Origin of the sequence: Clostridioides sp. ES-S-0108-01 (genome assembly GCF_020662285.1) — a bacterium.
In the GTDB taxonomy this organism is placed as follows: Bacteria; Bacillota; Clostridia; order Peptostreptococcales; family Peptostreptococcaceae; genus Clostridioides.
On the sequence record NZ_JADGMN010000009.1, the window covers coordinates 128,017 to 138,685 of the forward strand.

A 10,669-nucleotide genomic window follows, 5' to 3' on the forward strand; every position below is an offset into this window, starting at 1 on the left:
TATAATTATATTATAAAAGCAGTATTAAGTGAGAGCAATATTTATTTAGACTAATTGGAATTTTCAATAAATTACAGTAAATTTAAATTATTTATGAAAGATAATCTAATTGATGATTATTATATATATATATTGCCAATAATATTGGGAGAGGGATTCCGTTATTTAAATCTGGTATAGATAGGACTAACTTAAATTTTAAGAAAGCTAGTAATATTGGAGAACTTGTAAAATTGGAATACAGTAAAAAGTAAAAAAAGTATATGACAATTTGTTGCAACATTATAAAATAAAGCATTTAAAAGACTTTTGGCTATATGAATTGACATTACTTGTCAAATATGTTAACATATAAACGACTTGTCGGAGGGTGTATTAAAAAGAATATGCTGGAGAAGAGAGTGCGTTAACTCTTTTCTCCTTTTTTTATAAAATCAAGTATTTATAAATTTAGTATTATTACATGATTACACTATCTCGAAAACTAAGAAAGGAGAAAAATATGAAATTAATTTTAAGTTATTTAAAGAATTATAAGTTATTAATAGTATTAAACATACTGGCTATATTTAGTTTTGCATTAGTTGAATTGGGTATTCCAACCATAATAGCTAAAATAATTGATAACGGTATTGCAAATCAGAATATAGCTTACATAAAACAAATGGGAATAGTGATTGTTATTATTTCTATTATAGGGGTTGTAGGTAGTATATTGTTGGGTTATTGTTCTGCAAAGGTTTCAACAAGTGTAACCAGAGATATAAGAAATGATATATTTGAAAAATCTCAAGAATTTTCACATACTGAATATAATAAATTTGGAATTTCTTCAATGATTACAAGAACAACAAATGATGCGTTTCAAATTCAACAATTTGTGAATATACTACTAAGAACTGCTTTATTAACACCAGTTATGTTCATCATAAGTATAATAATGACAATTAGAACAAGTTTGGAGCTTTCTATGGTATTGGCTATATCAGTACCTTTTATAATTATTGGTGTAGCAATAATAGCAAAAGTATCTCAGGCAATATCTTCAAAACAACAAAAAGGACTGGATAAATTAAACCTTATATCAAGAGAAAATTTAACTGGAATAAGAGTAATTAGAGCTTTTGGAAATGATGATTATGAAACAGAAAGATTTGAAAAAACAAATACATATTATGCTAATGTTTCTAAGAAATTATTTAAGCTTATGTCAATTACTCAACCAGCATTCTTTTTACTATTAAATATAGCTGTTTTAGCTGTATTTTGGATTTCGAGTGAGAAGATAAATATTGGGGAACTTCAAGTTGGACAGTTGGTTGCATTTTTGGAATATCTTTTCCATGCTATGTTTTCAATTATGCTTTTTTCAATGGTATTTATTATGTATCCAAGAGCAGAGGTATCTGCAAATAGAATAAAGGAGCTTTTAAATGAGGAACCATTGATAAAAAATCCTGAAAATGGAATTAAGGAGACTAAAAATAAAGGTATCATAGAATTTGATAATGTAACATTTACTTATCCAGATGGAGAGGCTTCTGTACTTAAAGATATTTCATTTACTGCAAAAATAGGTGAAACAGTTGCCTTTATAGGAAGTACTGGTAGTGGTAAAAGTACTCTAATTAACTTGATACCTAGATTTTATGATGTAACAGAAGGCAGTATTAAGATAAATGGAGTAGATATAAGAGAATATGATTTAAAGGCTTTGAGAAAAAAGATAGGATTCATACCTCAAAAATCACTGCTTTTTACTGGTAGCATAGCAAATAATATTAGATTTGGTAAACATAAGGCAGGAGAATCAGAATTAGAATATTCTGCAAAAGTTGCACAGGCATATGAGTTTATATCAAAAAAACCTAGAAAGTTTGATGAATTGATTAGTGAAGGTGGAGCAAACGTATCAGGAGGTCAAAAACAAAGACTTTCTATTGCAAGGGCTATTATAAGAAGACCTGAAATATATATTTTTGATGATAGTTTTTCTGCACTTGACTTTAAAACTGATGCAATACTTCGTGCTAAGTTGAAGAAGGAAACAAAAGATGCAATTGTATTGATTGTTGCCCAGAGAATTAGTTCTATTATTGATGCTGATAAGATTATAGTACTCAATGAAGGACAAGTTGTCGGTATGGGAACTCATAAAGAATTATTAAAAAATTGTGAAATATACTATGAAATTGCAACATCTCAGTTGAAAAAGGAGGAATTAGAATAATGAAAAAGTCTAAAGGTTTTAAGAAAACAATTGGTAGACTTCTTCCATTTGTAAAGAAATATAAATTTTCCTTTATTATAGCTATTATATGTATAATTTCAGCAGCCACTATGAATGCAATTGCACCTAAAACTGAGGGATTAATAATAACACAATTGACTAAAGATGTAATTCGTATAGCAAAAGGAATACCAGGAGCGTCTGTAAATTTTAACTATGTAATAAAAATATTGGTAATTTTAGCATGTATATATGTTGCCAATGCAATTTTTACGTATACTTCAAGTTTTCTACTTACGAATGCTATCCAAAATACAATGAGGGATTTAAGAAATGAAGTAGAAAATAAAATAAGACGATTGCCTATTAGTTATTTTGATAGCAATAGTTTTGGGGATGTATTAAGTCGTATATCAAATGATGTAGATACAATATCAAATGCTCTACAACAGAGTTTTATGCAAATTGTAAATTCAATCTTAGTCATAATTTTGGCACTTTCAATGATGTTTACGATTAACACATATATGGCTTTTATAGCTCTTTTTATAATTCCAATTAGTTATTTTGTATCTAAATTTGTAGTAAAAAAATCTCAAAGTAGATTTTCATTGCAACAAAATGCTCTTGGAAAATTAAATGGAAAAGTACAAGAAATGTATACTGGCTTTAATGAGATAAAACTATATGGTAAAGAAGAAGATTCTATAAAAGAATTTAAAAAGGTAAATCAAGAACTTTGTGAAAATGGATTTAAGGCACAATTTATATCAAGTATGATGAATCCTATGGTATCATTAGTGACTTATTTTGGAATTGCAGCAGTGGCAGTTGTCGGTTCTATATATGCAGTAGGTGGAGGGATAACAGTAGGAAATTTACAAGCATTTGTACGTTATATATGGCAGATAAATCAGCCACTTTCACAAATGACTCAGTTATCCACTGTAATACAGTCTTCTTTTGCTGCAATAGAGCGTGTGTTTGAGATTTTAGATGAAGAAGAGGAAATACCTGATGTTGAAAATCCAGTTAAGGTAGAAAATGTAAAAGGTAATGTTACATTTGAGCATGTTAATTTTGGATATGGAGAAAATTCAACTTTAATAGAAGATTTAAATGCAGAAATAAAAAGTGGTCAGATGGTAGCTATTGTTGGACCTACTGGAGCAGGTAAAACAACATTAATAAACTTATTGATGAGGTTTTATGATGTGAAGAAAGGAGCTATTAAGATTGATGGGATAGACATAAGAGATATGAAACGTAAAGATTTGCGTTCAATGTTTGGTATGGTACTTCAAGATACATGGCTATTTAATGGAACCATTTTTGAAAATATAGAATATGGTAGATTTGGAGCTACTAAGGAAGAGATTATACAAGCAGCAAAAGTAGCAAATGTTCATCACTTTATAACCACTCTTCCAGATGGATACAATATGTTCTTAAATGAAGAAGCATCTAATATATCTTTAGGGGAAAAACAGCTTTTAACTATAGCTAGAGCTTTTATATCAGACCCTTCAATATTGATACTTGATGAAGCTACTAGTTCTGTTGATACTAGACTGGAACTTATGCTTCAAAAAGCAATGAGAAATCTTATGAATGGTAGAACTAGCTTTGTTATAGCACATAGACTTTCTACAATTCGAAGTGCTGACTTGATTTTAGTTATGAATAATGGAAGTATTATAGAGCAGGGGAATCATGATGAATTGATGGAAAAGGGTGGATTTTATGAGAAGCTTTATAATAGCCAATTTGCAGATACAGAATCCGAATAGATAACATAAACTGTTGCATAAAATTTTGTAGCAAATTCAAGTATTAATCATATAATTAAAAAGAGTATCAGTAAGTTGTTTTTTATAAATTTACTGACACTCTTTGATTTTAAGACTAAAGGTACTTATTTATAATTGGTACTTATAATTCACAACTAGTCTTTCTACATCTGATAACCAGAATTACAATACTTTTCTTTTTTACCTTTTTGTTCTCTAACATATAACAATTCGCTCAACTTATCAATGTAATAACAATCATCACTTATGCGAATTAAACTAGTCAGATAATATCCATCTTTGCTTCTAGGAATCTTTTTATTTATTGCTAAATCAATAGCTGTCTTTGCTGCTTCAAAATGCTTTAAATGTGTATGACCTTCTTCAAAACTCTTTCTAGTATTATAAACTACATAACCTTTTTTAACTTGAAAAACTATAAATTCTTTCTTTTCATATATTTTATTAAACATTCAATCAGCCCTTCTCAAGATAGTTTTATAGCATAACATTAGAAGCTTATAAAAATTTTACAAAGAACATAAATATTTTATAAATTATAAATTTAAAACTATAATTTATAAAGATAACTTTCTGATTACTTATATGATAATTCATATAGGTTAAAAGTAAATTATCTTTAGGTTAAACAAAGGTAAAATAAAAGACTAGTTATAATATTTATATGAAAAAGTATAAAATATAGTATAAGAATATAGAAAATTTAAATTATTTATTTACAGTTTTTATTTCCATAAGTGTATTTACCTTCAGATACCTTGTCATCATGAAAGTATATTCTTTCACAGCTTTTATCTCCCCATAGAATGTTTTTTGTTATTTTATGGGAGGTATTTCCTGTAAATACTTCAGCTACAGTAGTATCTGTAACATCACAATAAAGAGAAGCGAATTTTTTAAACCAAGGGTTTTCCTCAAATCTTAAAAGCCAGGAAGCTCCATAAGGGCAATGTAACTCTTCAAATTCAGGAACCCATCCTAGAAATGGAATATCAGTTGTGCTAATAATATTGTCTGCAGTTAATTCATCTCCATTTTCATAAGCTCTTTCTCTCATAGCAATAGCTCTTTCTTCAGACCTTTCAAATAAAACTTTCTTTAATATTTCGATAGTTTTATATTCACCAAACTCCTCAAATAACACTTTAGAAAAATAAAAATATAAGTCACCAAAATGCTTGCATGCCATACGAACTTCTTCAATAGCATAATCTTTGTCGATAGTTTCATTAGTTACAACATCTTTGTTCAAAAAAATCACTCCTTAGAATAGTATTAGTTACAATATAATTATAGAATATTTTTTATAAATTAGGAAATTAATTTGAGATAGATATATTTTTAATAAATGAAAGTATAATACTAAAATATTTTATTGTTACAAAAATCTTCTAAATTAATGCATTTAGGAGTTTCCATATGAATGAGAGTAGTTCTGTAAATGTCTTCAACACACCCATTTGCAATGTTATTAAAAATATCTGTATGTTCTTTTAATGTTGTTTCAAGCCTTCCCTCATGTGACAAGGAATCGAGAGCTAATTTTTTTATTCTGTACATATAATTGTTAAACATCTTGTCAAATTCAGTATTTTGAGCATATGAAACTATTGTTGTGTGAAATAATGTATCGTATTCTGCAAATGAGTTTAAATTTTTGTCACCTAGTAAAATGTCTTTTTGTTTATCTAAAAGATGTTTTAGTTTACTTATAGTTTCAACTGCTCTAGCTTCTTTGTATTGACTTGTAATCAAAAAAGTGCAAAACCCTTCTATTGCGGAGCGTATTTGGAATATCTCTACAATTTCATTTGCTGTAATTTGATGGATTCTAAATCCTTTGCTTGGGATTATATCTATAAATCCATCTTGACTAAGTCTTTGAAGAGCATCTCTTATAGGTGTTCTAGAGATACCTATTTCACTAGCAAGTTTTGTTTCAGAATATATTTCATTTTCTATTATTTCTCCAGATAGTATCAATTCTTTTAAGTAGTCATATGCTTGTTCTTGTAATCTTTTAAATGTAGCCATATCTAATAATACCCCCCTAAACAATATAAAAATACAAAAACTTATATAATTTTAAGCATACAACATAGTAAAAATAAGGTCAATCTTTTGCAATTTAAATTATATGCAAGATTAAAAAATATAAAAAATTATTTAAATGTGATATATGATTAACATTAAAGGTAGATTAATTAAAACTAGTTAAAATTAGTCAAAATGTTAAAATGCAAACATATGAAAAGTGGTATATAATATTTGGAAATAATAGTGTGTATTAAAAATATTATATAGGGTAACTAAATATAATAAATAAGCCTAAAAATTACAGTTTATTGTTAAAATAAATACTTTTGTGTTTTACATTGACCGGTATACTGGCATGTAGTATACTCTAAAACATAAAAAACGTTTTCAAAAATGTGAAGATATGGAGGTCTATAAAATGAAATTAGGATTTATTGGATTAGGAATAATGGGAAAACCAATGGCAAAAAACTTATTGAAAGATGGATGTAATCTCTTGGTGTATGACATTAATAAATCAGCTGTAGATGAAGTTATATCATGTGGAGCAAAATATGCAAGTATTTTAGAAATGGGTAAAGAGTGTGATATTGTATTTACAATCCTTCCAAATGGAACTATTGTGCAGGATGTATTATTTGGAGCTGATGGATTGACAAAAACTTTAAAAGAGGGAAGTATAGTAGTCGATATGAGTTCGGTTACTCCTACAGAATCTGTGTTGTGTGCAAATAAATTAAGAGAAATGAACTTAGAGTTTATAGATTCACCAGTAAGTGGAGGAGAACCAAAAGCAATTGATGGTACACTTGCTTTTATGGCTGGTGGTAAAGAAGAAATCTATAAAAAAGTAGAGCCATTCTTTAATATAATGGGAAGCTCATCTATCTTAATTGGAGATAATGGAAGTGGAAGTGTTACAAAACTTACAAACCAAGTAATCGTTAATTTGACAATAGCAGCAGTATCTGAGGCATTTGTACTTGCAGCAAAAGCAGGTGCAGACCCAGAAAAAGTATATAAGGCAATAAGAGGAGGTCTAGCTGGTAGTACAATATTGGATGCAAAGATACCAATGATTATGAATCGTGATTTTAAACCAGGTGGGAAAATATCTATTAATTTAAAAGATATTAAAAATGTAATGCAGACAGCTCATAATTTGGATGTGCCACTACCTATGACAAGCCAATTATTAGAAATTATGCAAACATTAAAAGTACATGGGCATTTAGAAGATGACCATGGTGGAATAGCACAGTATTTTGAAAAATTGGCAGGTGTTGAAATAAAAAAACACGATAATTAATTTTAAATATGCCAATATGATAGTAAGTACATATTATTAAGATTAGATTATATAAATACAGAAAAGTTAAGTTATCATAGTAAAAGAAAAATAAGATTGATAAATAATAAAGTAGAGTGATAAAGGAGTAAAAATTATGATTACAGGATATGGACTTTTGATAGCATTTGTTATATCTATAGGAATTTTACTTGTATCGATTATTAAATTTAAAGTAAACTCATTTTTGGCATTACTTATAACATCTATAATTACAGGCTTTATGGTTAGAATGCCTATAAATGAAATCTCAACTACGATATCGACTGGATTTGGAAATACATTAGGGAGTATAGGTATTGTAATTGGACTTGGAATAATATTTGGAAATATTCTTTCAGAATCAAGAGCAACAGAATCTATTGCAAAGGGGTTGCTAGCTAAAACTGGAGAAAAAAATAGTGCTTTAGCAGTAACTACAGCAGGTTTTTTAATTTCAATTCCAGTTTTTATGGATGCAGCTTTCGTTATAATGATGCCTATAATTAAGTATGTTTCAAGAGTAACCAAGAAATCTCTAATGGTTTTTGTATGTGCATTAGGAGTTGGAACTATAGTAGGGCATGCACTTGTAATACCTACACCAGGACCTTTGGCAGTTGCAGCAAATGTAAATGCAAATGTAGGTAGTTTTATACTTTATTCTATAATTGTTGCTTTTCCAGCAGCTCTTGTAGGTGGATGGATTTATGGAAAACGTTTTGAAAAATATCCAGCTTATGCTATTGATGAGAATGATAGAGAAAAAAATTTAGAAAAGGAAAGAGATAGCATAAAACTTGAATATGATAATTCTTCTAAAGTACCAGGTTTTGGAATTTCTATGTTCTCTTTATTATTTCCAATACTTCTTATACTTATATCAAATGTATTTAGTATGTTTTTAGAAAAAGGTTCTACAATGAGTGGAATACTTGCATTTATAGGAGATAAAAACATAGCAATACTTCTTGGAATATTGGTGGCAATAGGATTTTTAAAGAAATACATAAATAAACCTATGGGAGATGTAGTTATTGAGGCTGCTGATTCAGCAGGTTTAATACTCTTAATAACAGGTTCAGGTGGAGCATTTGGTAGTGTTATAAATGCAAGTGGTATAGGTAATTTCTTAGTTGATACTATGTCTGGTCTTAGTATATCAGTTGTAGTGCTTGGATTCCTATTAAGTGCATTACTTAGAATCTCTCAGGGTTCTGCAACTGTTGCTTTAGTAACTACATCATCAATTTTAGGGCCTACAATTTTAGCAACTGGGATGTCACCAGTTTTAGTAGGGCTTGCTATATGTGCTGGAGGCGTTGGTTTCTCTCTTCCAAATGATTCTGGATTTTGGGTACTTTCAAGATTTAGTGGATTATCAGTTAAAGATACTTTAAATTCTTGGACAATTGGAGGAACTATTGCTGGTATTATGGCATTTATAATGGTTTTATTACTTAGTGTTATAAATGGAATTATACCACTTCCAGGTATATAAATAACAAACTATTGAGTTATATTATATAAATTACATTTAGACTATACAAATTACATAAAGGGGCGTTTTAAATGAGAGAAGTAAAACCAATTAGCATAGATATACTTAATACTTTTAAACAAGTAGATGAGGATAGATTAAATGAACTTCTTGCAGATGAGCTTAAACATTTAGGTAGAAAAATTGTCGTATTAGATGATGACCCAACAGGTGTACAAACAGTTCATGATATTTCTGTTTATACTGATTGGGATAAGGATAGTATGGAACAAGGTTTTAATGAGAAAAATAGTATGTTTTTTATACTTACTAATTCAAGGGGATTTACTGTTGCTCAAACTACAAAAGCACATAAAGAAATTTCAAAAAATATTGTGGATGTATCTAAGAAAGTTAATAAGGATTTTATAATCATAAGTCGTAGTGATTCCACTATGAGAGGTCATTATCCTCTTGAAACTGACTTATTAAAAAATGAAGTAGAGAGATTATCAGGGAAGTTATTTGATGGGGAAATAATAATGCCATTTTTCAAAGAAGGTGGCAGGTTTACTATAGATAATGTTCATTATGTCAAAGAAGGAAAAATACTTGTACCAGCAGGAATGACTGAATTTGCAAAGGATAAATCTTTTGGATACAAATCGTCCGATATAGGTGAGTGGTGTGAAGAAAAGACAAATGGAAAGTATAAATCTAGTGATATGATATATATTTCTTCTGAAGAACTTAGAGAGCTAAAGATTGAAACTATAACAGAAAAACTTAAAATGGCTGAAAGGTTCAATAAAATTATTGTAAATGCAACCGACTATGTAGATGTAAAGGTATTTACAATTGCGTTTATACGAGCAGTAAATAGTGGTAAGGAATTTATGTTTAGAACTGCTGCGGCTATAACAAAGGTACTTGGAGGAGTGAGTGATAAGGAAGTGCTTACTAAGGATGAGTTAGTATCAAAAGATAATAACAATGGGGGAATTATACTTGTTGGCTCACATGTGAATAAGACTACTCAACAGTTAGAAGAACTTAAAAATTGTAAATATCCAATAGAATTTGTAGAATTTAATCAACACTTAGTTCTTCAAGAAAATGGTTTGAAAAATGAGGTAAAAAAAGTTATAAAACTTGTAGAGGAAAAAATAAGTAGTGGCAAAACTGTTGCTGTTTATACTAGACGAGAGCGTTTTGATTTAGATACTAACGATAAGGATAAACAACTTATGATTTCTATAGAAATATCAGATGCTGTTACTAGTATAATTGGTATGCTTAATGTAAGACCAAATTTTATTATAGCTAAGGGTGGAATTACTTCTAGTGATGTTGGTACTAAAGCACTAAGAGTAAAAAAAGCTACAGTAATGGGACAAATAAAACCTGGTATACCAGTATGGATGACAGGAAAAGAAAGCAAATTTCCTAATATGCCATATATAATTTTCCCTGGAAATGTGGGAGAGATTAGCACACTTAGAGAATCAGTTGAGATATTGATGGGGTAGTATATTAGTGTATTGAAGTTTAAACACTTAAATTTACTGAGTTAAAAGTAAAATAAACTAAAATTATAAATTAAGATTAAAAATAATAGTATATTAATTAAGGTTTAGAGCATTTTACAAAAAATATTGGGGCTGTAAGTAGATTTGTGTAAAAACAAATTTACCTATAGTCTTTTTGGTATACAAAATTGGTAAATTTGGAATAATATTCATATAAAAAATTTTGGAGGTTTTGAAAATGAAAGATATAATTGT

7 protein-coding genes and 1 pseudogene are annotated in these 10,669 nt (G+C 28.7%); 5 read left to right on the top strand and 3 right to left on the bottom strand.

Annotated features, from left to right (window positions below; translation table 11 throughout):
* Positions 1–502 precede the first annotated feature (502 nt).
* Together IR152_RS10475 and IR152_RS10480 are read left to right on the top strand one after the other, a co-directional pair.
* Positions 503–2,230, top strand: a complete 1,728-nt coding sequence (locus IR152_RS10475) for an ABC transporter ATP-binding protein (protein WP_227451795.1) — start codon at positions 503–505, stop codon at positions 2,228–2,230.
* The gene (locus tag IR152_RS10480) at positions 2,230–4,020 is read left to right on the top strand and encodes an ABC transporter ATP-binding protein (protein WP_227451796.1); all 1,791 of its coding nucleotides are present in this window, start codon (positions 2,230–2,232) and stop codon (positions 4,018–4,020) included. The genes IR152_RS10475 and IR152_RS10480 overlap by 1 nt, the downstream gene beginning before the upstream one ends.
* Before the next feature lie 164 nt (positions 4,021–4,184).
* On the opposite strand, the gene IR152_RS10485 is transcribed toward IR152_RS10480, so the two are convergent.
* From IR152_RS10485 to IR152_RS10495, 3 genes are all read right to left on the bottom strand, one after another.
* On the bottom strand, positions 4,185–4,493 hold the full coding sequence (locus tag IR152_RS10485; protein WP_021385744.1) for a hypothetical protein: 309 nt from the start codon (positions 4,491–4,493) through the stop codon (positions 4,185–4,187).
* 260 nt (positions 4,494–4,753) lie between these two features.
* The gene (locus tag IR152_RS10490; RefSeq protein ID WP_227451797.1) at positions 4,754–5,302 is read right to left on the bottom strand and encodes a hypothetical protein; all 549 of its coding nucleotides are present in this window, start codon (positions 5,300–5,302) and stop codon (positions 4,754–4,756) included.
* Positions 5,303–5,403: 101 nt separating this feature from the next.
* The gene (locus tag IR152_RS10495) at positions 5,404–6,075 is read right to left on the bottom strand and encodes a GntR family transcriptional regulator (protein ID WP_227451798.1); all 672 of its coding nucleotides are present in this window, start codon (positions 6,073–6,075) and stop codon (positions 5,404–5,406) included.
* Positions 6,076–6,478: 403 nt separating this feature from the next.
* Here IR152_RS10495 and garR point away from each other — a divergent pair.
* The 3 genes and pseudogenes from garR to IR152_RS10510 all read left to right on the top strand — a co-directional run.
* Positions 6,479–7,387, top strand: a pseudogene (gene garR / locus IR152_RS10500) (2-hydroxy-3-oxopropionate reductase); the annotation flags it as partial.
* Positions 7,388–7,523: 136 nt separating this feature from the next.
* The gene (locus IR152_RS10505; RefSeq protein WP_227451800.1) at positions 7,524–8,906 is read left to right on the top strand and encodes a GntP family permease; all 1,383 of its coding nucleotides are present in this window, start codon (positions 7,524–7,526) and stop codon (positions 8,904–8,906) included.
* Positions 8,907–8,977: 71 nt separating this feature from the next.
* Positions 8,978–10,414: a four-carbon acid sugar kinase family protein gene (locus tag IR152_RS10510; RefSeq protein WP_227451801.1), complete on the top strand. Its 1,437-nt coding sequence runs from the start codon at positions 8,978–8,980 to the stop codon at positions 10,412–10,414.
* Positions 10,415–10,669 lie beyond the last annotated feature (255 nt).